Source organism: Phormidium sp. FACHB-1136, assembly GCF_014697375.1.
Classification (GTDB): Bacteria; Cyanobacteriota; Cyanobacteriia; order Phormidesmidales; family Phormidesmidaceae; genus Nodosilinea.
Genome location: NZ_JACJRS010000008.1, coordinates 65,534 through 89,342, shown reverse-complemented (window position 1 = coordinate 89,342; position 23,809 = coordinate 65,534). Strand labels below are relative to the sequence as shown.

Sequence of the window (23,809 nt, the reverse complement as noted above, 5' to 3'; positions counted from 1 at the left end):
AGCACTCGATGATAACGCTGAAATTGGGGGTCATTGGCTAGCCCCATCACCCGCAGCACTTGGCTCACCGTGCGTTTCCCAGGAGCCAACAGCGCTCCCATCACCAGGGTCAGGGCCTGGGGCCACACCCGATGGGAAAACAGCGGCGCAAACGCTATCATCATCGACATAAATTCCATCGCAGCAAGCTCCTCAGACCCTCATCTGAATTCTGCTTGCTGCTTTCCTTTTTGGATCAAATGGATAAAGTCGAGCTTAGGATCAGGGTTTCCTAACTCGGATTTGTATTATTGGCGATCCCGTTCACAGCAACCCTTTCAGACCTTTTTTGCACCACTCAGGAACCTTGGTACCGCCAGCCGATAGAAAGAAGTTTCACCTTAGCGGTTCAGATGCTTAGCTTGATCTAATACCACCTTGGCTGCTGATCCAGGCAGCACCAACCCAAGGATAATTTTGACCATGACAACCCAGGTGACTTTATCCTTGAGAAACCTAGGCTGATATCTGACAGCCGTCCACAAATAACGGGCTGCCATCCAACATGACTTTCGATGAATACCACGACCTAAAACATCAAAGGTCAGCAGCCGATAGCGATTCCCGATGATTTCATTGCGTCGCTTCTGAAGTTGCTCTGGCGCAGTTGACAAACATTTGTCGATCACTTGTTTGTATCCCCGTTCCTGGCGTTCTATATTAGAAGACCAGGAGGTACTGGATTTGCGATAGAGAACCTGATTCCTAGGGACTACCGTAAAAGAGTATTGGGAGGCTAGCCTGAGCCACATCTCCCAGTCTTGACCGCCTAAAATAGCCTCGTCAAACGTCCCTACAGCTAATAAAGCTTCCTTGCGGATTAAGGGATTAGAACCACTGCCAATAAAATCTCCCAGTAGAAGCTGCTCATAAACCTGTCCTTGGAACCTAAATCGTTGTCCTCCCGGCAATGGATTGCCGTTTTCATCAATAAATGTTGTCCAGCTGTAGGCAACAGCGCAATCTGAATGCTCTTGTAAAGCGAAATACTGGGCTTCTAACTTGTCCGGCGTCCATAAATCATCTGCATCTAGGAAGGAAAGATAGTCACCTGTTGATTTTTCAATACCTCGATTTCGACTAATTTGCGCACCAGAATTAGGATAGGAGAAAAAACGAATTCGGTTATCTTCTAGGCCAGAAACTATCTCTGCCGTCTTGTCCGTAGATCCGTCATCAATGACAATAACTTCTAGATCCCTAAAACTTTGGTTCAAAGCAGATTCAAGCGTTTCTTTAATGGTCTTCTCAGCATTGTAAGCTGGAATAATAACTGAGATAATTGCCATAGATGCCCCTACTTTTACACTTGTGAATCGCTTGTAATGTCTAACATCTTCAACTTGAACAAATGGGTAGTGCATTAATCTACGGGTCAGAGAAAAAACAGCCAAAAACAGCAATCTACTGCCGTAAGGTCTCTAGGGTCGCCTGATTATTCTCTAGCCTGTACGAAATAGGACTACCAACAAATGTTTCTTTGGAGGCTAAGATTCTTCTTCAGGAAATTAAAAGTTGCGATTAAAATCATGTTAAAAATCCACTTTACTGGCTCCAGTATCGCGTGAATTCTGGTTTTATTTTGACATTGACTAAACTGGTCATTGTGGAACTATCGTTTGGGTGCTAAAAGGATAAAGTTTTGTTTATTTTTTCGGTCTTTCTGAAGACGGGAATCTAGTGCTCCAGGCGTTGCGAACCCAAATCATAGGGCTCATCATGCTACCGCGATAAAATTCTAGTTCAAAGGCTGAGACTAACTCATGCTTGAGCTGTTTTCTATGCTTCCATTGATGTCGGACAATGCGACGACCGTTTCCTAGAATCGTTCTGACTAAAATCACGGGTTTGTCTACAGGTCTCGCATTGATCATCCGTAGCTGGCAGGTGGCTAAACCCACTCCCCTAGCCAAGCCGAGTAAATACTCTCGCTCTAGTCGGTGTCGAGGAATGCAGTGGTTGATGTGCATCTGCGGATTGTACCAAATCTCCCAACCAGCCTGATGAAGATGCAGTAATACCTCATAATCTTCTCCCCCTATCATACTTTGGCCTAGGCGTCCCTTTAATTTGGGTTGGCTGGGTACTGCATCATTCCAGGCTTGTTTGCGAACCACCAATCCCGCACTGGGCGGCAAGTTCAGATTATCTGGGTTAAAGCGAAAAGGGTGTGGGCCATGTTCACGAATGGCCAGAAATGCCGCGATTTTTTGAAAGTTCTCAGGAGGCTCTACCTCATAGTCACCGTGAATCTGCCCACTAAATGCACCGATGTGGGGATAATCCTGGCTGAAGCGATGAATCGAGAAAATCCAGTCTGGTGCTGGAATATTGTCATCATCCAAGAAAGCAACATAGTTCCCCTTTGCTGCCTTGATGGCCCGTTCCCTAGCAAAGGCTGCCCCTTGATGAGGTTCAAGATAGTAGGTGAGGGAATCAGGTTCTTCCCAGTTCTCTTGATAGGAGCGAACCACTTGGTCGGTTGTATCAGAACTATTGTTGTCAATCACCACGACATCCCAGGTAATGCCTTCAGTGTGGCGTTGATAACGCAGAGCCTCTAATACTTTGGGTAAACGCTGAGCCCCATTATAGGTAGGAATGGCGACCGTAATAGAAAATAAATCCTGGCTCATTGATAGCCATCCTATGTTGAACTGAAAAGAGATTTTCTTGATGAATCCACAGAAGATTTTTACTCAATTGCCAAAAAAGTGGTTCAGAAAAATAATCGAGATGTGTCTTTTTGATGCTTTTATTTTTTGCTTAAGTAACCTTTATTCCAAAGGTAAAAGAAGCTGTTCAAGCTTCCAATCAAAAGGGCTCGCTCACAGGCAGATGTGTCGTCTTTGGGTGGTAAACCATGGCGAAACATATGAAGCGATAGCTTTCGCAAGTCATTACCTAAATGGGCTATCGTTAAACCCGGTTTTAGGATGGGGTTCACTCCTGCGGTGCGGGTGACATAGCGACTTAAGCCAATACCTCGAAAAAACGGTATTAAGTAGTCAATTTCTAAACGTTTTCGAGGTATTTTGTGGTCAATCTTCATGCGTGGATTGTACCAAATCTCCCAGTCTGACTTACGCTGGATATGGGATAATGCTTCTAAATCTTCTCCCGTTAACATACTGCCTTCTACTCTGCCGCTCAAAATACAGTGATCGGGCACAAAGTTTTGCCACACTTCTCGTCGAACAACGAGCCCTGCTGATGACGGTAAAAGGTTATTTTTAGCGTGGTAAAGTCTCGGACTTTCGCCAAGTTCTGTAATGGCAAAGTAAGGCTTGATCCGATTAAAGCTGGGGGGAGGTTCTACCTCAAATACGGCATGAATTTGGCTACCATAGGCTCCGGCCCTGGGATAGTCTTGGGAAAATCTAACAGCCTCTGCAACCCAGGTTAATTCAGGAACGTTGTCGTCATCTAAGAAGCCAACTAGTTCGGATTGAGATTCGGATATGGCTCGTTTTCTGGCAAAGGCTGCGCCCTGCTGGGTTTCGACAACGTACCGCAAGACAACGTCTGATGGCCAGTTTTCTTGAAACCTTTGTACCACGACGGCTGTGCCATCGGAGCTATTATTATCGACCACCAGCACTTCCCAACGGATACGTTCCGTTTCCGTTTGGTGTCGCAATCGATCTAGCACATCTGGTAATCGATCTGCGCCGTTGTAGGTGGGAATCGCTACAGTTAGCTGGAGCATGGTTGATATCCAAACGGCTGAGAAATTACCATGGCGGTCTCTCACCCGTGACAAAACGTCTTCCCTAAATCCTAACAGCCCTTGTCAACAGGAATCGGAAATCCAGCGTCTTTGTCCTCGGCATGAGCGGGCGAGGAGATCTTGCCTCCACGGGTGCTGGGCCTGGAAGTTGAGGGTGTCTGCTGCGGATGGGCTATCCGTCTAGTCCGGTATCTACAGCACTACAGACGTGTGTTTGTCAGGGCTTGGCGAGGGTTGTCTGGGCGCAGGTCGCGAATTTTTTCGTAGAGTTGGCGCAGGTCGTCGCTGAGTTTGGTGGGCGGCGTGATCACCACGGTAATCAGCAGATCCCCCCGGCTACCCTTGGGGCTGGGCCAGCCTTTGCCGCGCAGCCGTAGGGTTTGGCCAGATTTTACTCCAGCGGGCAGGTTCATGGTGACAGGGCCATCGGGGGTGGGCACATCAATTTTGCCGCCCAGGACGGCCTCATCGGGGGTGATGGGCAGGTCGCAAACCAGATTATCGCCCTCAATCTTAAACAGGGCATGGGGCGCAAGCTGCACCACCAGGTACACATCGCCCCGCTGTTTGCTGTAGGGGTTCATCTGGCCCTTGCCCTTGAGCCGCACTTTGCTGCCCTGCTTGGCCCCTGGGGGAATGCGGACTTCCACCTCGTCGTTGCCGATGCGGAGGCGTTTTTGGGTGCCGTGGAAGGCTTCGCTGAAGGTGAGGTTGATGTTGGCCTCTTGGTCGAAGGATTGGGCGGCCATGGTGGGGTCAAACCCGGCCCCAGGCCCACCAAACCCGCTGGGGGCACCGTAGGAATAGCCGCGAGCACGGGGGCCACCCGCCGCTGAGTTACCGAAACGACCTAGCAGTTCATTAATAAATTCATCGAAACTGCCGTAGTTACTGAAGTCAAAGCCGCCAAAGTCGCCCGGTGTGCCATAGCCCGCCCCGGCCCCAGCCCGTTCCGCCTGCTGCCAATACTGGCCAAATTGGTCGTATTTTTTGCGCTTGTCGGGGTCAGACAGCACCTCGTAGGCTTCGCTCACTTCCTTGAAGCGAGCCTCGGCGTTCTTGTCGCCCGGATTCACATCGGGGTGGTACTTGCGGGCCAGTTTCCGAAAGGACTGCTTAATCTCATCCACACCAGCGGTTCTACCGACCCCCAACACGGCGTAGTAATCTTTAAAGCCAGTAGCCGCCATAATTGTCCTCCTAACTACCAAATAAACTGCCTAAATCAGGCTGCCATTGCCCAACGAAACGCCGTCACAACCCCATGAAAACGCACGGTTGAAGGGTCGTCTGAAGGGTCGTCAAACCATCGGCCAAACCGGGATTGAACCAAGGCTTGACACCCCTGCCTCAAAACCATGCTTCCCAAGCGCGACTAAAAACCGTAGGGCTAAGGGTAGCCCATTACCTTAGCTCAAGCGTAACAAACCTAGCGTCTAGGGCAGGTTCGGTTTCCCAGACGACGGCGGTAGGGATCCGGGATGGCCTGGGTCGATTGTCCTGGGCCGATTGTCCTTGGCTTTACCAGATTCTAAGCGTAGGATAGGTCTGCAACCCCTTGATCGCCCTCTGCGTTGCCCCCATGATTCAGACGGATTCCCCCACTGTCACCGCCCAGCCCTCCGAAACCCGGAGTTGGTTAACCCGCTGGTGGAGTCAGCTTAACCCCGTTGCCCAATCGGCGGCGGTGATGCTGTCCACGCCGTTGCTGGTGCTTAATATCTGGGCCATTTCTGTTATTTTTGGCTATTTCCGATCCATTGCGGTGACGGTGCTGATCGCGTCGCTGCTGGCCTTTTTGCTCAGTTATCCCATGGCCAGCCTAGAGCGGGCGGGCCTCAAACGAGGTCTATCCGCCATTTTGGTGCTGGTGTTTGCCTTGGTGGGGTTTGCGGCCCTAGCGCTGACGGTGGTGCCCTTTGTGGTGGATCAAGGCCAACAACTGATCGGTCGCTTGCCGGAATGGTTTGATTCGGGCAAGGTGCAGCTCATGATGCTGGACAGTAAGTTCGCGGAATGGGGCTGGCCTGTCAACCTGGATGGCCTAATTACCCAAACCACGGATCGGCTGCGACGGGAGATCCAGTCCATTGCTGGGGAAGCCCTGAACCTGACCCTCAATGTCGCCTTCTTCACCGCCAACAAGCTGCTGGATGTGGTGCTGACGGTGGTGCTCACCTTTTACCTGTTGCAGCATGGCGAAGAAGTGTGGGGAAGCCTGGTAGGACTGCTGCCCACCCCCATCCAGCGCCCCTTTTCCACTACCCTGCGCTCCAGCTTTCGCAACTATTTTCTGGGCCAGTTGATCGTCGCGAGCTGCCTCGGTGCCGCCCTGACGGTGATCTATAGCCTGCTGAATGTGCCCTTTGGCTCCCTGTTTGGGCTAACGGTGGGGCTGTTGGCGCTGATCCCCTTCGGCGGCACCGTGGGCGTGGTGCTAACCACCCTGCTCGTGGCCCTGCGCGATATCAAAATCGCCATCCCCATGCTGATCGGCTCGGTGATTGTACAGCAGGTGGTGGAAAATGGCCTCGCCCCTAGGGTGCTGGGTAGCGTTACGGGGCTGAATCCCTTTTGGGTGTTCATCGCCATTTTATCGGGGGCCAGGGTGGGCGGTCTGTTGGGGGTAATTGTGGCCGTCCCCGCCGCTGTCGTGTTCAAAGAAGCCCTCGATGCCCTCCGCAGCCATCGCCAAGACGAGGCCGAACGGGTATTGGTGGCCACCGAAATGCCTCCCGTCGCCACCAATGATCGGCCAGAGTAGGGGAGGACTCAGCCTTGGGTTTATGTAGGGGTCAGATCTCCTGACCCTCTGACGAATCGGGTTGGCTGACCAAGGATTCTGCATCGGGCGCGACAACCGCGCCCCTACCGCATTGGTTTTATGTAGGGGGCAGGTCTCCTGACCCTCTGACCGAGGGCTAGACTTGTTTCATGGATAGGCCAATGCGTTTCAGTTTGGTGTCTACTTCCATCACCCGTACTTTGACCACTTGGCCGACTTTTACGATGTCGTTGGGGTCGCTAACAAAGCGGTTGGCCAGTTGGGAAATATGCACCAGCCCGTCTTGGTGAACCCCCACATCTACAAACGCGCCAAAGTTGGTGACGTTGGTGACGGTGCCTTCTAGGGTCATCCCTGGCTTCAGATCGGTGATTTCGTTAATGCCTTCCTGAAAGCGGGCGTAGGTGAACTGGTCACGGGGGTCGCGTCCGGGTTTTTCTAACTCTTGCAGAATATCGTTTAGGGTGAGTTCTCCAGCAGTTTCAGTGGTGTATTGGCGAATATCGAGCCGCTTTAGACGATCTGTAGCTTGGGGAATCTGAGCCAGAGGAATGGCTAAATCAGCGGCAATCCTATCGACAATGGCATAGCTTTCGGGGTGAACAGCGGTATTGTCAAGGGGATTTTTGCCGTTGCGAATCCGCAGAAATCCCGCCGCCTGTTCAAAGGCTTTGGGGCCAAGTTTTTTGACCTTCAGTAAGTCCTTACGAGACTGAAATGCGCCGTTAGTATTGCGGTAGTCCACAATATTATTCGCCACTGCTGGGGTAATGCCCGAAACATAGGTCAACAACTCACGGGAGGCCATATTCAGGTCTACCCCGACATAATTCACGCAACTTTCGATGGTGTCATCTAGCTTTTGCTTCAGCCGCTTTTGATCGACATCGTGTTGATATTGCCCCACGCCGATGGATTTGGGGTCAATTTTCACCAGTTCCGCCAGGGGATCTTGCAGCCGTCGGGCAATGCTGATCGCCCCCCGCACGGTTAGGTCTAGGTCAGGGAATTCCGCCGCCGCCACCTCGCTGGCAGAATAGATGGAAGCCCCGGATTCGTTGACGAAAACTTTCACAGGCGGATTGCTCAGGGTTTTTAGGACTTCCCCCACAAAGGCATCGGTTTCGCGGCTGGCGGTGCCGTTGCCAATGGCGATCAGTTCGATGTGGTGTTGGCGAATCATCGCGGCCAGGGTTTCTGCCGCCCGCTGCCGTTGCTGGGCCGACTGGTGCGGAAAAATCGCCTGGTACTCCAAAAACTTGCCCGTGCCATCCACCGCCGCCACCTTGCAGCCCGTGCGAAAGCCCGGATCCACGCCCAAGGTCGGCTTCATCCCCGCCGGGGGCGACAGCAGCAGGTTTTTCAAATTCGCCTCAAAGGTTTGGATGGACACCTCATCGGCCCAGGCTTTTTTCTCGGCCATCACTTCGCTGGTGAGGGACGGCTTCATCAGGCGGCTGTAGGCGTCTTGGATCAGCGCACTGTAAAACTGGCGCAGATCCGGCACCGAGGTTTTGACCGTGCGTTTGGCGATGGTCTGCAACAGGGAATCAACGTCGATGTCCAAGCTCACCTTCAGCACCCCCTCCCGTTCGCCCCGCAGCAGGGCCAGCAGGTTGTGGGAGGCCATCGACCGCACCGGAGTTTGATAGGCCCGATACATTTCGTATTTGGTGCTGCCTTCGGGATGATCTTTTTTAACGCTGGCGGTGATTTGCCCCTGCTTCAGCAGTTGATCGCGCACATAGCGACGCAGATCCGCCCGTTCCGCCACCTGTTCCGCCAAAATATCTGCCGCCCCTTGCAAAGCCTCCTCCACCGTAGCCACTCCCTTTTCGGCGTTGACAAACCCCTGGGCAACCTGGGTTAGCTGGATGCGCTGCCCCGATTGGTTGCTGGCCTCAATCTGCTGGGCCAGTGGTTCTAAGCCCTTTTCCTTGGCCATGGTGGCACGGGTGCGCCGCTTGGGACGATAGGGCAGGTAGAGATCCTCTAGTTCGGTCTTTTGCTGACAGGCGAGAATGGCGACCCTCAGATCGGGGGTGAGCTTACCTTGAGAGTCAATTTCCGCCAGCACCGTTTGGCGTCGGTCTTCCAACTCGGTTAAATAATCGAACCGTTCCGCAATTTGCCGAAGCTGTATCTCGTCCAAGTTCCCGGTGCGCTCCTTGCGGTAACGGGCCACAAAGGGCACCGTCGCCCCTTCAGCAAACAGGGCCAGAGCCGCGTTTACTTGGGCGTCGCGCAGGTTCAGTTCGTTGGCAATGATCGAGGCCGGAGACGGTGCCACAGGGGTCATGGTTGGCTTGGCTGAGTAGCTGAAACAGATCAACTATAGAACCAGTCCACTCCGATCAGGCTAGCAGAGGCAGGTTAGGATACGAGGCAGATAGTGGGCTTTACCATCCTGGCCCCCGCGCCCTCCTTTGCCATGGACATCACCCCGATTACCTACAGCCCTGCCCATACCCTGGTGCCCACCTACGAGTGTTTTAACCGCTGCACCTACTGCAACTTTCGACAAGATCCGGGGGCGTCTCCCTGGTTAGCGTTGGACAGGGTGCAAGCCTTGCTGCCCCAACTGCATCGGCGTGGGGTAGCGGAGGTCTTGGTGCTCAGCGGCGAAGTGGCTCCCCATAGCCCTCGCCGAGCCGCCTGGTTTCGCCACATTGACCACATTTGTGAACTGGCCCTAGAGGCCGGACTGCTGCCTCACACCAATGCTGGCCCCCTCCTCCGCGAAGAAATGGCCCAGTTGGGGCGGGTGAATGTCTCCATGGGGCTAATGGTAGAACAAGTCACCCCCAAACTGCTGAAGACGGTGCATCGCCACGCCCCCAGCAAACGCCCGGAGGTGCGCCTACAACAATTAGCCTGGGCCGGAGAACTGGGCATTCCCTTCACCACGGGGCTGCTGCTGGGCCTAGGGGAAACCGAGGCCGACTGGGCCGATTCCCTAGGGGCCATTGCCGCCCTACACCAGCGCTACGGTCACATCCAGGAGGTGATTCTGCAACCCCACCGTCCCGGACAGCGCCAGTCCATTCAAGGGCAAGCCCTGATGGGATCTGCCTTACTCAGGGCCGTGACCTTGGCCAGCCAGCTTTTGCCATCCGACATCACCCTGCAAATTCCCCCCAATCTCGTCAGTCATACCGATCTACTGGCCTGCCTTGCCGCTGGGGTGCGCGATTTGGGTGGCCTCAGCCCCATCGATGAAGTCAACCCCGACTACGACCACCCCACCGCCGATGGCCTGCAAGGGGTGATTGGCTCCGCAGGCTGGGTTTTGCGCCCCCGGTTGCCCGTCTACCCCCAGTACGACGATTGGCTCTCGCCCCCCCTGCAAGCCCTCGTAAAACACTGGCGGCAACGGATCCAGTCCCAGTCCCAGCCCCAGGCTCAATTCCCAAATTTGTCCCCGATCCCGATCCAGCCCAGCCCGGATCTTGCTATGGTGCAGTCAGTCTATGACCCTTAGGGCAAGCCCTGTCACCGTGGCCCCCGTCACCGTGGTCATGGCTTCCCCTGGTGTTGCTTGACAGGAGTTCGGTGATGGCTGGCCCCAATCCTCAAACGTGTCCGGTCTGTGGCGTCAAGATTTTGGTCGGTGTAGTGGGTGGAGATCGCGTTCTGTTTTCCGCTGGCCCTCCCGGCACCCGTGCCCGCCTCTATGCCCGCGTGTGCCAATACGTGCAAAAGGCGGGCTGCATCAATCCATCCGGCGGCAACCAGCCCCCCCAAGCGAACGACTACTACAAACCCGACGCCCCCAAACCCTAGCTCCTTGGTGTTCTGTCGCGAAATCTAACAAACACCTGGATTTTTCCAAGAATTGCCCAAAACCTAGGCCATAATGGGCAGCAACGGACTCGACCTGATATCGACCTTGTATCGATGGCCTGCGGTAAAGCACATCGCAACGGCTATCGACGGGAATACGCCCATTGTTACCCCACGGTTACTAGAGTTCCATTCCTTTACACCCTGAAGCCATGCGAGCTACCTCTTTCTTGCGCCAAAGCCTGTTGCTTCCGGCCACCGTTTTTCTGATTGCTGGAACAGGTCTACGCGCCCAGGCCCAGCAGATCTATTCGCCTATTCCCCTACCTGCCTCACGGGAAATTAACGATAATCTCTCCAACCGCGACATTCCTACGGGCTTTGGCGGCTTTGCCAGAGACTATACCGTGCGCCTCGAAGCTGGCGATCAAGTCGCCATTGATGTAACGTCCGATGCCTTTGACACCATGGTTGCCCTCATTGGCGAAGACGGTTCCACCATCAGCGAAAATGATGACGGCCCCGACGGCACCACTAACTCCCTGCTGTTTGCCCGCATCACCCAATCCGGCACCTACACCGTCCGTGTTCGGGCCTACGCCGGACAGGGAGAAGGTCCCTTCTACCTCAAGGTCGCTCGCCTGCGGGAAGTGCCCTAGGTCTCGGCCATTCTTTCCCACCGTCCACCCGGTCGAAAGGCCATCATGCCACCCAGCCCCGTGTTGCCCCACGGGGATTTTCCGCCTCCATCCAGCCCTCTTCCCGCAAAAATCCATGTTTTTGCAAAAACGATCTTGCCAGGGGTGGCACTGGCTTGCTATGGTATGTAAGCGCTGAAAAACAGCCCAGCCGGGATAGCTCAGTTGGTAGAGCAGAGGACTGAAAATCCTCGTGTCGGCGGTTCAAGCCCGCCTCCTGGCATCATTCTAGGCTCTGAGTAGATCCAATTAGCCCAATTTCTGAGGGCTTGGAGTCCGGTTCGCCAGCCTTGCCGTCGGGCTAGGGTAATGGCGAAGGGGTCGAAAATACTCCAGGTGATCGGGACATAGCCACCGGGTCGAGGCGGATCATCCTCCTCAATAGTGACATCCTTGACCCCATGTAACGCACTCTCAATCGGCCAGTGTCGTTGGCTGGCGAATACCAACTCCGAGTTGGAAAACCCCGATTCCCGTCCCAACCAACGTTAGGGGCGAGGTCTTCTCGCCCGCTGGTATGCCCCCCCTGCCTTGGGAAGGGGGGGCAGGGGGGATCAACGCTAGGAGCCATGCAAAGCAGAGATTTATTGGCTACGGTGGCGCTCGGCCAGTTGCAGTAGGATTTCTTCGTGTTTTTGGCGGGTGATGGGGTAGAAATAGGCCAGCACCAGAGCCGCCAGCAGCAGTACCATGGGCACCGGGCCAATGAACACCCGAATCGCCAGCAGGGCTGAGGGGGGTTGGATGACTTCTTCGGCAACCTGGGTCACCCCTGGGGAAACAAAGCCCGACAGTTCTAGGGCATAGCCCACCAGCAGCAGCCCTCCGGCTAGGCCCACCTTTTGCAGCAGGGTCATGAAGGCGTAGAAAATACCCTCCCGCCGTTGTCCGGTCTGCAACTCGTCCAGTTCAATCACATCAGGCAGCATGGCCCAGGGCACCACGTAGGCCGCCGCCACCCCAAAGCTAATCACCACGCACAGTAGGTACAGCGCCGCCACCTGGCCCGGTTCCAGCCAAAAGATGGCGATTTGGGCAATGATCCAGGTGCCAATGCCTGCATAGAAAGCCTCCTGTTTGCCGTAGCGACGGCTGATCCAGTTGATCGCCACCATCATGATGATGGCCGTTCCCTGCACCAACAGCGCCGCCAAAAAGTAGGACTTCATGCCCATCCAAAAGGTGGTGTAGAAGGGGATGACGCTGGCGGTCATTTGCAAGGCCAGCCACGAAAACAGGTAAATGCCGACCACAAACAAAAAGGCTCGGTTGCTGAGGGCAATTTTGATTTGCTGAAGAAAGGGCAGGTTTTCGGCGACGTTGGGGTCATCGGCAGGTTGCAAGGCTCCCCGCTCCACGGCGTAGGGATAGGTGCCCACCACGCACCACAGCAGGGGCAGCACCGACAGCACACTACACACCGCCGCTAAAACGAGGTACTGCTGACGAGGCTCCTGAATCAGGTTGGAGATCACCAAGCCCAAGGCTAGGGCAGAAATCGCCCCCGTCAGCGAGGATCCCAACCGGAAGGCGGTGAGTTCCGTGCGTTCGTCATAGTTTTTGCTGAGTTCGGCGGTGAGGGTGGTGTAGGGCAGGTTCACCACGGTATAGAAGATCTGGAACAGTAGCGACATAATCACGTAGTACCAAAACTTCGCGCCCTCGCTTTGGAATCCCGGCACAATCCAGGTGAGAAAAAACGTTAGGCCAAAGGGCAAGGCTCCTAGGGCAATCCAGGGATAGCGGCGGCCCCAACGGCTGCGGGTGTTGTCGCTCAGGTAGCCGATCAGGGGGTCGTTCACGGCATCCCAAATTCGACCAATGGCCAGCACCGACCCCGCCGCCACTGGGCTTAGCCCCGCTGTGGTGGTGAGAAAAATCAAAAATGAGAAGGCCAACAGGTTGGCGGTCATGCCGGGGCCAATGTCTCCGGCCCCAAAGGCTAACTTGCCCGCCAGAGAAAAGGGACGGGGAGGTTGGGGGCTGGGCGTGGGGCCAGGGGCAGCGGAATCCATAGGGCAATGCTCGATGGGGGGCAACGGACGGAGTCAACGGACGGGGAGAACCGGGCGGTCTCGGATCAAGACCTTGGTAGGAAGACCTCAGTCGGAAGACCACGGCCTAAGACAACGCCCTCAGTGTATTATTTCCCCATTAGTTCGTGGTCGCTTTGCTGGCCAGATTGACATCAACGACATTTCCTAAACGACGGCCATGGCTGACTTTTACGTAAGTTGGGACGACTACCACCGCGATATTGAAAAACTGGCGATTCAGATCTACGAATCCGGCTGGGACTTTAACCAGATCGTCTGCTTGGCCAAGGGTGGGCTGCGGGTGGGTGATACCCTCTGCCGCCTATTTGATGTGCCCCTGGCCATTCTCTCCACCGCCTCCTATGGGGGCAGCGATGGCCGCACCCGAGGCCACATCACCTTCTCCCGCGACCTCAGTATGACCACCGCTGGTCTGGGCAACCGGGTGCTGGTGGTGGATGACCTAGTGGATTCTGGCCATAGCCTAGATCGCTCCCTGGCTTGGCTAAATGCCAAATACGGCTTCTGCATTGAAGAAATGCGCACGGCGGTACTGTGGTACAAGGCGGTCTCCTTTGTCAAGCCCGACTACTATGTGGAATATTTGCCCGATAACCCCTGGATTCACCAGCCCTTTGAGCGCTACGAAGCCATGACCCCAGCGGAGTTAGCGGCCAGCTATGCCACCGTCGCCGAGTCGGCCTAGACTCATCCCCTAGGGTTTGGCCAGGAACAGCGAATTGGTGATCCGATGGCGGCAAACCCTGATAGGCTGAATGTCTGAAATGCCTATCCCGTTCACGGTTCTGCCCCGTGCCCCCTTGTCCCGTGCCAGCTTCGTGGCCGTTCTGGATTCATCAGGGGCGGCACGGTAAGGGTAATCTGGGCTACCATACATGGACTCGTTTTGGGGTGAAGTCGTCTTCGGTGCTAGCGCCATTTGAACTACTCTGGGCTTTAATTGGCCTGGTGCTCACCATTGTGGCCACCTGGATGGAGGCGTTTACGGTTAATCCGCCCTGGGCCTGGGGCCAAACCGGATTGGAATTGATGTCCCTAGGGGTGAGTTTTCAGGTGGGGGCGGTGTTGCTGACGGGCTGCGTGGGTGGCAAAAATGCCGCCGCGCTCTCCCAAATTGCCTACCTGGTGCTGGGGCTGGCTTTGTTTCGGATGTTCGAGTTTCCGGTGTTCACCCAGGGCGGCGGGCTTAGCTATGTGCGAGAACCCAGTTTTGGCTATTTACTAGGCTTTCTACCAGCGGGCTGGTTGTGCGGCTATCTGGCCTTCCAAGATCCGCCCAAGCTAGAGAATCTCACGGTGAGTAGCCTCTGCGGGCTAGGGGTGATCCATGCCTGTGGGCTGGTTTACCTCACGTTCGCTTCCCTGCTAGGCTGGCTAAGCACGGTTTCTGCAACCTACTGGGAACTGGTCATGAATTATTCCGTCTTGCCCTTCCCAGGACACTTGGTGGTGGTCTGTGCGGTGTCGGTGCTGTCCTTGGCCCTACGGCAATTGCTCTTTTATTAAGCCCATGCAACTTCGCAATCGATGGTTTTGGATAGCGGCGGGGCTGGGCCTGGTGATCGACCAACTCACCAAGTACTGGGTCACCCAAACCTTTGACCTCACCACCCCACCGGACTCCATGGCCCTGTGGCCGGGGGTGTTTTACTTCACCTACGTCACCAATACCGGAGCCGCCTTTAGTCTGTTTAGCAACAACGGCGAATGGTTGAAATGGCTATCCATGGCCGTCAGTGCTGGGTTAATTGCCCTAGGCTGGGGAGTGAGCCTACCCAACCGCTGGGAACAGGTGGGCTATGGGCTCATCCTGGCTGGAGCCCTGGGTAACGGCATTGACCGAGTGCTGGCCGGAGAAGTGGTGGACTTTTTAGATTTCCGGCTGATTCGCTTCCCGATTTTCAACATGGCCGATGTCTGCATCAATATCGGTATTATTTGTCTGCTGATCGCCGCCCTGCGCCAACCCGCCCAACACCCCGAAAATAGCTAACTCCCCTCACCATCCCAGAGGTTTCCGATGACACCCCGCCGCCGCTATCCCCTCCAGCCCTTCACCAAGGCATTCCTCGTGGCCCTGGGCATTACCCTACTGGTGTGGCTGCTACGGGGGCTGACCATCCTAGCCTTCATGCCGGGGGCCGTGCTCTGGGTGCTCATCCTTCTCTGCTTCAGCCTCGGCATCATCAGCACCCTCCAGCGCATCCGGTAGGCTTTTTGGCCGCCTAGGCGCTCCCCCTGGAGATAAATTCCTCGGATGTCGGGATGCGTTTGTTGTGAGTTGGGAGTCTGAGCCACGTTACCCAGTGATTTACTGATCTATCGCTACCAGGGAGAGGCCATTCGGCCCCATCGGTTGGCCTTGAATGGGGCTAATCGAGCCATGGCCACGGATTTAATCGGCATTTTCCAGTCCCAAGTGGGGCAGACCCAAGGCGAACTCAACCGCCAGCTTCAGGACTTAGAAGGGGAAGACACCAATTACCGTATCCGCCGAGGGTTGGCCCATCTGCTGCGGAACCACTTCGCCACCTTCGAGCAGATCAGCCCCTTGGAACCGGAGGAACTACGGCAGCGCCTCTTTGCCCTCGCCGCCCAAACCGCCCCCTCACCGCAGAACGGCCAGCGCCACTATGCCCTCCTCAGCCAGCAGTTGAGCCAGGAATTGGATCGGGAAGTATCCGTGGACGAGGTGCGCCAGGGGCTCTACGCCGACCTGCTAGAAAACCGCATCCTTACCACCTTTGACGCCCCCGACCCCGATGCCCTGCTACACCGCTACAACCTATCTCAGACCCAGGGCGTGTTCTACAAAGCCAGCGATATGGTGATGCACCTCTACCGCAACGATCCGGGCGAATATAAGCTGATGTTCCGCTACCTGAAGCTGTTTCGGCTGATGACCTACATCGAAGGCGACGCCGACCAGGGCTTCACCATCACCATCGATGGCCCCGCCAGCCTGTTCAAACCCAGCACCCGCTACGGGGTCGATATCGCCAAGCTGATCCCCGCCATCCTCCACGTCAGCCGCTGGCGCTTGACCGCTACCCTGCAAATCAAAGACAGCTACAGCCAGCAGCCCCGCAGCCGCCAATTCACCCTCGATAGCGACTGCGGCCTGGTCACCCACTACCCCCCCGGCAAACCCTACGATAGCCAAATCGAAGAATCCTTCGTTAACCGCTGGCCCGCCAACTCACCCTGGAAACTGGAGCGCGAAGTAGACCTGATCCCCATCCCCGGCAGCGTCATGATTCCCGATTTCCGCCTCATCCACGCCGACGGGCGGGAATATTTGCTAGAAATCGTCGGCTATTGGCGACCGGAATATCTCCGCAAAAAGTTCGCCCAAGTCCGCCAATCCGACCGCACCAACCTGATCCTCGCTATCTCCGAACGCCTCAACCTGGAAAAGGCCGGGGTGGATGTGAACCAGGTGCCCGTGCCCATCGTGTGGTTCAAAACCAAGCTGCAACCCAAGGCCGTCCTGGAGATGCTGGAACCCTAGCGATTGGTCTATCACACCTCTGGTCTATCACATCGCAACGGCCTGAGCTTTTCGAGCATAGGGGGGCTATTTCTGCCGTCGAGCCCTAGGCCATTTTTAATTCAATATCTGTCTAAAAATTACTAAATGTAAAGAATACCCTAACCATTGGGTGAAATTGCCGAGGCAGGAAAACCTTAGATCAACGTTAATGCTGATTCCTCGTCCTTGTCGGCCATCCAAAACCTTAGAATAGTTGCGTTGATACCTATTTCTGCCGTTCTTACTTAGGAATCAGAATTGAAGAAAGCCTTAAATTATCTAAGTGATAGAGCTGTCTAAAGCTAGGCCAGCCTTGAAAGGGAAAACCCAACAAAATCGTCAATTATCTTAATACTTATTCATAATGCGAAATCAAAACATCACGGATGAGGTGAAAATAGGGTTGGGTTGTTAGCAGTTTCCTAGAATTTACAGCTAAAATCGTAGATCCAGCCATGAACGTCTACGAAGGTCGTGCAAGCTATCGACAGGTTCGATATCGTCGGTTCTGTTTGGATAAGGTCGGCACTGTTACCCTGGGCTGCTTTATCAAGTGGTTAGAATAAACCGAAGGCGGCCAGGGTGACGGGATCGATACCTTGGCCAAGACAGGCCTCACTCAACTGGGAGTCACCATAAAAGCTTCAGGTGTCGTCAGGTATCAGAAAGGTCGTTTCAGTTCACTTCAGTTCACTATTGGAAAAAGGGGCCACTTAAATTAATACTATAGCTTCGGCTTTTTACCTATGAAAATTCTATTTTGGGGCGAGATCGAGAATGATAGAGTTAGGCTCACCCAGCTCCTCAAAGAGGTGAGTGTAACCGATCCTCTGGAGTTTTTAGACCCACTACCTACCGCTGCCGAGTCCAATCAGTTAGCCGCTGGCGATCTGGTTTTTGCACCTCTCCAATTACTGAAGGATCTGTTCTCCCAGGCTGAGCTAGCCCCTACCCAGTGCCCCTACTATGCGGTTGCCATCGCCGCCGCTGATGAAATCGAGAACCTCAGCGAATGGCTAGCTGAGGGTGGTCATGATTACTTGCTTAAAGACCCCGCAGGGTTTCAGGGGCCGCTACTATCCTTGGCGCTAAAAAGGATCTTAAACGCGGTTGAGGCCCACCAGAGTAGGCATGCCTTAGAGGCCGAAGGCCACCTGCTGAAAACGGTGATTAACCAGGTTCCTAATAAAATTTTTGTGAAAGACTGGGACGGGCGCTATTTGTTAGCTAATCAGGAAATCGCTGACTTCTACGGCATCACCCCTGAGCAGTTGGTGGGCAGTCGAGACTCGGACTTTCACCTGGAGGCTGCCAAGGTCGCGGTCTTTAGGCAGCAAAATCGAGCGGTGATCGAGACCCAGCAGGAGATTGTCATTACCGAAGAGCATGAGGTTGATGCGGAGGGGGCAGAGCACTGGCTGACCTGGCATAAGCTACCGTTTAGCTGGCCGGGCTACGACCAAGGAGTGGTTTTGGGCATTGGTACCGATATCACCGCCTACCACCAGATCATGGCCTTTTTGCGGGAGAGTAACCAACGGCTTTCCCTGGCCCTCAGGGCCGCTAGGGCCGGGGTTTGGGACTGGGATATCCCCACCGACCGCCTGACCTGGAGTGAGGAAAATTTTGAGCTGCTGGGCTATACGGCCAACCGCCACAAGGCTAGCTATGGCAACTGGTTAGAGGCCATCCACCCCGATGATCGCGAGCGGGCCGATGCCGTCTTTTTACAAACCCTGGCCGATCAGGCTAACCTCGACCTAGAGGTGCGGGTGTGCTGGCCCGATGGCACCATTCGCTGGCTGCGTAACATCGGTCAGTTTACCTACGACGACCAGGGCAACCCGATCCGGTTAATCGGCATTCAGATTGATGTGACCGAGCCCAAGCAGGCGGAAGCCCAGATAGCCTTTCAGGCTTCTCTGCTGCACCAGGTGCGTCAGGCGATTGTCGCTACCGATCTAAATGGGCAGATCACCTACTGGAACCAGCACGCAGAAAACCTGTATCAGTGGCCCGCAGCCGAAGCCCTGGGGGCCAACGTGAACGATATTCTGGTGCCCCAGGGGTTGCACCTACAGGCCGATCACATCCTGCAAGCGGTGACCGAACAGGGCCACTGGCAAGGGGAGTTTGAGGTGAGGCGCAAGGATGGTAGTCTGCTGCCTATCCATGTGGTGGATTCGCTGCTGCGCGATGGGCAGGCAGAACCGATTGGGTTTGTGTGGGTCAGCATTGATATTAGTGATCGTAAACGCCTAGAGGTGGAACAGGCTCGCCATGCCCAACTGCTGGCCAGGCAGCGGGACGTGCTGGAGCTGATGGTCTTAGATACCCCGCTCCCTGAGGTGCTGAATCGGCTCATCCTCACCCTCGAAGCCCAATCCGAGGGGATGCTGGGGTCGATTTTACTGCTGGACGACCAACAGCTTTGGCATGGGGCTGCCCCCGGTTTGCCCACCGCCTATCAGCAGGCTATTAATGGCATCGAGATCGGGCCAAAGGCGGGTTCTTGCGGTACCGCCGCCTTTCGCCAAGAGCCGGTGATTGTGACCGACATTACCACCGATCCGCTGTGGGATGACTACCGCGATCTGGCCCTGGCCCACGGCCTGAGGGCTTGCTGGTCGGTGCCGATTATCTCCCGATCAGGCCAGGTATTAGGCACCTTTGCCCAGTACCACCCCACCCCCTACCACCCCACCGCCCAGGATGAGGTACTGGTGGATACCGCCGTGAAGCTGGCGGCTTTGGCCATCGACCAAAGCCGCAGTGACCAAGCCATGCGGGAGAGTGAAGCGCGCTTTCGGGCCATCTTTGAGCAGGCTGCCGTGGGCATGACCCAGTCCTCCCTAGACGGACGCCTGCTGCGGGTAAATCCGGGACTATGTCAGTTTCTGGGTTATACCGCCGAGGAACTCCTCACCCTCACCTTTCAAGCCATCACCCATCCCGACGACCTACCCGCTAATCTGGAAGCCTACTCCCAACTGTTGGGGGGGGCTCGGTCTAGCTATGCCCTCGAAAAACGCTACATCCGTAAGGATAGAACGATAGTCTGGGGCCATCTGACCGTATCGCTGATGCGCGATCAGGCTGGGCATCCCCTCTACCTGATTGCGGTGGTAGAAGACATTACCGCCCGCAAACAGGCAGAGCAAGAACTACAAGATCTGGTGGAAGGGGCCGCTGCCCTCACCGGGCCAGATTTCTTCCCTGCCCTAGCGGAATACGTGGCGACCACCCTAGATGTTGAGTATGTCTTGATTTCCAAACGGCTGGGGGAAACCTTCAGTACCTATGCCTTTTGGGCCAACGGTGAACTTCGGCCCAATTTCTCCGGCAGTTTGTGCCAAAGCCCCTGTGGGGTGGCCATGGCCGAGGGGATCTATATCTGTCCCCAGGCAATCCAGCAGCGGTTTCCCGACAACCCCCTGTTGAAGGAGATCGGAGCCGAGTCGTACCTGGGCGTTCGGCTCACCAATCTGGCCGGAGACACCCTCGGTAGTCTGTGTGTGATCGACTCTAAACCGCTGGCTCACCCCCAGCGGGCCACCGACATGTTGCGGATTTTTGCCGCCCGAGTCAGTGCCGAGATGGAGCGAGAAACCGCTATCCTGGCCCTACAGCAACTTAACCAAACCCTAGAGAGCCAGGTGGAGGCCCGCACGGCAGACCTGCAACGGGCCAATGGGCAGCTCCAGCAAGCCCTAGCCGAGCGTCAAATGCTGGTGGCCCTGGTAGAAAACAGCACCGACTTTATCGCCACAGCCACCCCAGAGGGAGTCTTTACCTATCTGAACCGGGCTGGGCGACGGATGGTGGGGTTAGACGACACCGCCGACATTACGGCCTATACCATTGCAGATTTTCATTTTCCTGAGGATTGGCCGGAGATCGCCCGTACCGTGCTGCCGCCCATCAGCCAAGGGGAAACCTGGCAGGGAGAAATTCGGCTGCGCCATGTCCATACCGGGGTGGCCATCCCCATGTTCCACAGCGCCTTCGCCATTAATGATCCCCACACCGGGCAACCCATCGCCTTTGCGGGCATCCTGCGCGACATCACCGACCTGAAGCAAAAAGAAGTGGAGCTGCATCAGTTGTCAGAACGGCTAACCCTGGCCGTACAGTCGGGCCGATTTGGCATTTGGGAGTACGATGCCACCCAAAACCAACTGATTTGGGATGATCGCATGTGCGAACTCTACGGCATTGCCCCCCAGGAGTTTGGCGGTACCTTAACAGACTGGGAGCAACGGGTTCATCCCGACGACCTGGCCTTGGCCCTAGCCACAGCGGCTCAGTCGGAAAGGGAAGCACAGCCCTACGATACTGAATTTCGGGTCGTGCACCCCAATGGAGCCGTGCGCCATATTAAGGCCTATGCCTTCCATGAGCGGAATTCTGAAGGGGAAGCGATTCGGGCGGTTGGAGTGAATTTTGATATTACCGATCGCAAGCAGGCGGAGGCGGCTCTCCTGGAGAGCGAAACCCGCTATCGGCGGCTGATGGATGGAGCCAGCGATGCCATTCTGATGGCGGATCAGGGGGGCGATCTCCTAGATGCGAACCAACGAGCCTTGGCACTGTTGGGCTATGACCGAGAGGAATTGCTGGGCATGCACATCTCCCAGATCCATCCTCCAGAAACCCTAGCGGATGCCATGGCTCATTTTACTAACCTCCTAGGGCAGGGCAAGCATCTACCGATGTTCAACATCGTGCGGCGCAAAGATGGCCGCCAAGTGCCGGTGGAAGTCAGTGCTACCCTGATCGAGATCAACGGTCAGTGGATAGCCCAGGGAATTTTTCGCGATATCAGCGAACGGCAACGGGTTGAACAAGAGATGCAGCGGCTGCGAGAGCGGCTACAGTTTTTGCTGTCGGCCAGCCCCGCTGTGATCTATACCTGTCAGCCCACGAGCAATTTCAGCTGTACCTTTATCAGTGAAAATGTTCAACGAGTTTTAGGGTACACCCCGGAGGAATGGCTGAGCGAACCAGACTTTTGGCTGAACCGTTTGCACCCGGAGGATATTGATCGGGTATTGAGCGACCTCGCATCCCTATTTAGCCAGGGATATCACACCCACGAATACCGCCTGCTAGATAAATGGGGCGATTACCGTTGGGTACAGGATGAACTGCGGCTCCTGCGGGACGAACAGGGGAATCCCCTGGAACTGGTGGGCTATATCGCCGATGTGGGCGATCGCAAACGGGCCGAACTGGCCCTACAACAGCTCAACGAAGACCTAGAAAACCTGGTGCACCAGCGCACCCAGGAACTGGAGGAACAGAGCAACCTGCTCAAAACAATCCTCAACAGCTTGGCCGATGGCGTACTGGTGGCGAACCAAGCCGGGGAGATTATTCTACAAAATCCGGCAGCGGCGCAAATCACCCTGACCGAATTGCCTAACACCGCTAATCCTGAGCATTGGGGCACCCATTGGGGCATTTACTTGCCTGACAATACGCCATGCCCCCTGACGCAAATTCCCCTCTGGCGGGCAGCACAGGGCTTAGCCTTTGATCGCATGGAGGTGATTCTCCGCAATGAGCGGTGCCCCCAAGGGTTGTATCTGGAGGTGTCGGGCCGCCCCCTACAAAACGGCAACGGCCAGGTTTTGGGTGGGGTAGTGGTGTTTCGCGATGTGAGTCAGCGTAAGCAGGACGAAGCCCAACTGCGCTACAACAGCCTGCACGATAGCCTCACGGATTTGCCTAACCGCGATTTTCTCACCCAACAAATCACAGGACTGATTCAGCGCACCCAGGCTTCTCGGCAGCAAAACTTTGCGGTGCTGTTTTTAGACCTCGACCACTTTAAGGTAATTAACGACAGCCTCGGCCATGGGGTGGGCGATCAGGTCTTAACCCAGGTCGCCCAGCGGCTGCGTTCGCTGCTGCGCCCCGCCGACCAAGCCGCTCGTCTCGGTGGCGATGAATTTGTGGTACTGGTCGATAGCATTGCCGATGTAAAAATCCCCGTCCGCCTAGCCGAACGACTTCTCCAGGAGTTTCAAAAACCCCTGATGCTGGGCGAACGGGAGATTTTCGTCAAAACAAGCATTGGCATTGTGCTGGGCAATTCCACCTATCAGACGGCGGCTGATGTCCTGCGCGATGCCGATATCGCCCTCTATCAAGCCAAAGCCAAGGGGAGAAATCAGTATGCTCTCTTCAACGAAGCCATGCACATTCAGGCCCTAGAACGCCTGCAAATGGAGCATGATTTGCGCCTTGCCCTAGTGCGAGAAGAATTGGTGGTTTACTATCAGCCTGTCATTAACCTGAGGCATCGGCGGGTAGCCGGGTTTGAAGCCTTGGTACGCTGGCAACACCCCACCCGAGGCTTCATTCCGCCGGATAAATTTATTCCCCTGGCCGAAGAGACGGGCTTAATTGCCGCCATTGACCAGTGGGTACTCAAAACCGCCTGCCAACAGTTGGTCTCTTGGCAACAACAATTATCTGATCACCAGGGCTTAATTATCAGTAGCAATATGGTGGTCAACGACTTGATGGCCACCGAGGCACTAAGTGTCATTGATCGCATTCTGGCCGAATCTGGGTTGAACGGAAAATACCTCACCCTCGAAATTACCGAAAGTATGCTGATTGAACAGATCCAAGCCATGGCGCTGGTGCTAGAACAGTTACAAGCCCGCCATATTCGGGTCAGCATTGACGACTTTGGTACGGGCTATTCGTCATTAAGTTATCTCCACCGTCTGCCCGTCAATGCCTTTAAGATTGACCGCTCTTTTGTGATGCAAATTGAGACCAATCCCAAAAATGCTGAAATTGTCAAAACCATCATCACCCTCAGCAATCGCTTGGGGCTTAAGGTAATTGCCGAAGGCATTGAAACCGAAGCACAGCTCAACTATTTGCAGCAATTGAACTGCGATCTGGGGCAGGGTTATTTCTTTGCGCCCCCCCTGTCAGCAGCGGCAGCCACCGAGTTTTTGACCAACTTCAAAACTGCACCGACACCCTAATTCGGGGCTATCATGCCACTATTGCACCCGTTCTACGCTGGCCTATGCCCTTGCCACCCACCCCGGTTCCCTGGCTCCAGGTGATGCACTTCAGATTTGAATCTGCGGATCAACAGTTCGCTTATGTAATGCACATGCTCACCGATGAAGCCAAAGATGGCCCCCGCCTGTTTAG

Annotated in this window: 15 protein-coding genes, 1 tRNA gene and 1 pseudogene; 11 read left to right on the top strand and 6 right to left on the bottom strand. The window is 55.3% G+C overall.

Annotated features, from left to right (window positions below; translation table 11 throughout):
• Positions 1-380 precede the first annotated feature (380 nt).
• The 4 genes from H6G62_RS04310 to H6G62_RS04295 form a co-directional block, all read right to left on the bottom strand.
• Positions 381-1,328 carry a glycosyltransferase gene (locus H6G62_RS04310; protein ID WP_190492877.1) on the bottom strand — a complete coding sequence of 316 codons (948 nt, stop codon included), beginning with the start codon at positions 1,326-1,328 and terminating at the stop codon, positions 381-383.
• A gap of 357 nt (positions 1,329-1,685) precedes the next feature.
• Complete coding sequence (gene hpsE, locus H6G62_RS04305; protein WP_190492876.1) at positions 1,686-2,675, bottom strand: hormogonium polysaccharide biosynthesis glycosyltransferase HpsE; 990 nt, start codon at positions 2,673-2,675, stop codon at positions 1,686-1,688.
• Between the two features lie 119 nt (positions 2,676-2,794).
• The gene (hpsE, locus tag H6G62_RS04300) at positions 2,795-3,748 is read right to left on the bottom strand and encodes a hormogonium polysaccharide biosynthesis glycosyltransferase HpsE (RefSeq protein WP_190492875.1); all 954 of its coding nucleotides are present in this window, start codon (positions 3,746-3,748) and stop codon (positions 2,795-2,797) included.
• Positions 3,749-3,969: 221 nt separating this feature from the next.
• On the bottom strand, positions 3,970-4,959 hold the full coding sequence (locus H6G62_RS04295) for a DnaJ C-terminal domain-containing protein (RefSeq protein ID WP_190492874.1): 990 nt from the start codon (positions 4,957-4,959) through the stop codon (positions 3,970-3,972).
• 392 nt (positions 4,960-5,351) lie between these two features.
• Between H6G62_RS04295 and H6G62_RS04290 the strand changes: the two genes are divergently transcribed.
• Entirely contained in the window at positions 5,352-6,533 is a 1,182-nt protein-coding gene (locus H6G62_RS04290) for an AI-2E family transporter (protein ID WP_190492873.1), read from the top strand.
• Between the two features lie 157 nt (positions 6,534-6,690).
• Here the strand turns inward: H6G62_RS04290 and H6G62_RS04285 are convergent, their stop codons facing one another.
• Positions 6,691-8,853 (bottom strand): Tex family protein, encoded by a 2,163-nt coding sequence (locus tag H6G62_RS04285; RefSeq protein ID WP_190492872.1) that lies wholly within the window; start codon positions 8,851-8,853, stop codon positions 6,691-6,693.
• Positions 8,854-8,985: 132 nt separating this feature from the next.
• Between H6G62_RS04285 and cofG the strand changes: the two genes are divergently transcribed.
• From cofG to H6G62_RS04265, 4 genes are all read left to right on the top strand, one after another.
• On the top strand, positions 8,986-10,035 hold the full coding sequence (cofG, locus tag H6G62_RS04280) for a 7,8-didemethyl-8-hydroxy-5-deazariboflavin synthase subunit CofG (RefSeq protein ID WP_190492887.1): 1,050 nt from the start codon (positions 8,986-8,988) through the stop codon (positions 10,033-10,035).
• Between the two features lie 74 nt (positions 10,036-10,109).
• Positions 10,110-10,337 carry a hypothetical protein gene (locus H6G62_RS04275; protein ID WP_190492871.1) on the top strand — a complete coding sequence of 76 codons (228 nt, stop codon included), beginning with the start codon at positions 10,110-10,112 and terminating at the stop codon, positions 10,335-10,337.
• A gap of 212 nt (positions 10,338-10,549) precedes the next feature.
• The gene (locus H6G62_RS04270; protein ID WP_190492870.1) at positions 10,550-10,996 is read left to right on the top strand and encodes a PPC domain-containing protein; all 447 of its coding nucleotides are present in this window, start codon (positions 10,550-10,552) and stop codon (positions 10,994-10,996) included.
• A 189-nt stretch (positions 10,997-11,185) separates the two neighbouring features.
• Positions 11,186-11,258: transfer RNA gene (locus H6G62_RS04265), tRNA-Phe, on the top strand.
• Positions 11,259-11,619: 361 nt separating this feature from the next.
• On the opposite strand, the gene H6G62_RS04260 is transcribed toward H6G62_RS04265, so the two are convergent.
• Complete coding sequence (locus H6G62_RS04260; RefSeq protein ID WP_190492869.1) at positions 11,620-13,050, bottom strand: MFS transporter; 1,431 nt, start codon at positions 13,048-13,050, stop codon at positions 11,620-11,622.
• 199 nt (positions 13,051-13,249) lie between these two features.
• Here H6G62_RS04260 and H6G62_RS04255 point away from each other — a divergent pair, with 199 nt between their 5' ends.
• From H6G62_RS04255 to H6G62_RS04230, 6 genes and pseudogenes are all read left to right on the top strand, one after another.
• Positions 13,250-13,777 (top strand): phosphoribosyltransferase family protein, encoded by a 528-nt coding sequence (locus tag H6G62_RS04255; RefSeq protein ID WP_190492868.1) that lies wholly within the window; start codon positions 13,250-13,252, stop codon positions 13,775-13,777.
• Positions 13,778-13,998: 221 nt separating this feature from the next.
• Entirely contained in the window at positions 13,999-14,598 is a 600-nt protein-coding gene (locus H6G62_RS04250; RefSeq protein WP_347239290.1) for a biotin transporter BioY, read from the top strand.
• Between the two features lie 4 nt (positions 14,599-14,602).
• Positions 14,603-15,085, top strand: coding sequence for a signal peptidase II (lspA, locus tag H6G62_RS04245; RefSeq protein ID WP_190492867.1), 483 nt, complete (start codon positions 14,603-14,605; stop codon positions 15,083-15,085).
• 27 nt (positions 15,086-15,112) lie between these two features.
• Positions 15,113-15,304, top strand: coding sequence for a hypothetical protein (locus H6G62_RS04240; protein ID WP_190492866.1), 192 nt, complete (start codon positions 15,113-15,115; stop codon positions 15,302-15,304).
• Between the two features lie 87 nt (positions 15,305-15,391).
• Positions 15,392-16,603, top strand: a pseudogene (locus H6G62_RS04235) (DUF790 family protein); the annotation flags it as partial.
• A gap of 767 nt (positions 16,604-17,370) precedes the next feature.
• Positions 17,371-23,634, top strand: coding sequence for a PAS domain S-box protein (locus tag H6G62_RS04230; RefSeq protein WP_190492865.1), 6,264 nt, complete (start codon positions 17,371-17,373; stop codon positions 23,632-23,634).
• Positions 23,635-23,809 lie beyond the last annotated feature (175 nt).

Excerpts from the sequence above, each read along its gene's own strand:
- H6G62_RS04295 (WP_190492874.1), bottom strand. The coding sequence starts at position 4,959 with ATGGCGGCTACTGGCTTTAAAGATTACTACGCCGTGTTGGGGGTCGGT.
- H6G62_RS04240 (WP_190492866.1), top strand. The coding sequence starts at position 15,113 with ATGACACCCCGCCGCCGCTATCCCCTCCAGCCCTTCACCAAGGCATTC.
- hpsE (WP_190492876.1), bottom strand. The coding sequence starts at position 2,675 with ATGAGCCAGGATTTATTTTCTATTACGGTCGCCATTCCTACCTATAAT.
- H6G62_RS04255 (WP_190492868.1), top strand. The coding sequence starts at position 13,250 with ATGGCTGACTTTTACGTAAGTTGGGACGACTACCACCGCGATATTGAA.
- H6G62_RS04285 (WP_190492872.1), bottom strand. The coding sequence starts at position 8,853 with ATGACCCCTGTGGCACCGTCTCCGGCCTCGATCATTGCCAACGAACTG.
- H6G62_RS04260 (WP_190492869.1), bottom strand. The coding sequence starts at position 13,050 with ATGGATTCCGCTGCCCCTGGCCCCACGCCCAGCCCCCAACCTCCCCGT.
- H6G62_RS04290 (WP_190492873.1), top strand. The coding sequence starts at position 5,352 with ATGATTCAGACGGATTCCCCCACTGTCACCGCCCAGCCCTCCGAAACC.
- cofG (WP_190492887.1), top strand. The coding sequence starts at position 8,986 with ATGGACATCACCCCGATTACCTACAGCCCTGCCCATACCCTGGTGCCC.
- H6G62_RS04230 (WP_190492865.1), top strand. The coding sequence starts at position 17,371 with ATGAAAATTCTATTTTGGGGCGAGATCGAGAATGATAGAGTTAGGCTC.
- H6G62_RS04270 (WP_190492870.1), top strand. The coding sequence starts at position 10,550 with ATGCGAGCTACCTCTTTCTTGCGCCAAAGCCTGTTGCTTCCGGCCACC.
- hpsE (WP_190492875.1), bottom strand. The coding sequence starts at position 3,748 with ATGCTCCAGCTAACTGTAGCGATTCCCACCTACAACGGCGCAGATCGA.
- H6G62_RS04275 (WP_190492871.1), top strand. The coding sequence starts at position 10,110 with ATGGCTGGCCCCAATCCTCAAACGTGTCCGGTCTGTGGCGTCAAGATT.
- H6G62_RS04310 (WP_190492877.1), bottom strand. The coding sequence starts at position 1,328 with ATGGCAATTATCTCAGTTATTATTCCAGCTTACAATGCTGAGAAGACC.
- lspA (WP_190492867.1), top strand. The coding sequence starts at position 14,603 with ATGCAACTTCGCAATCGATGGTTTTGGATAGCGGCGGGGCTGGGCCTG.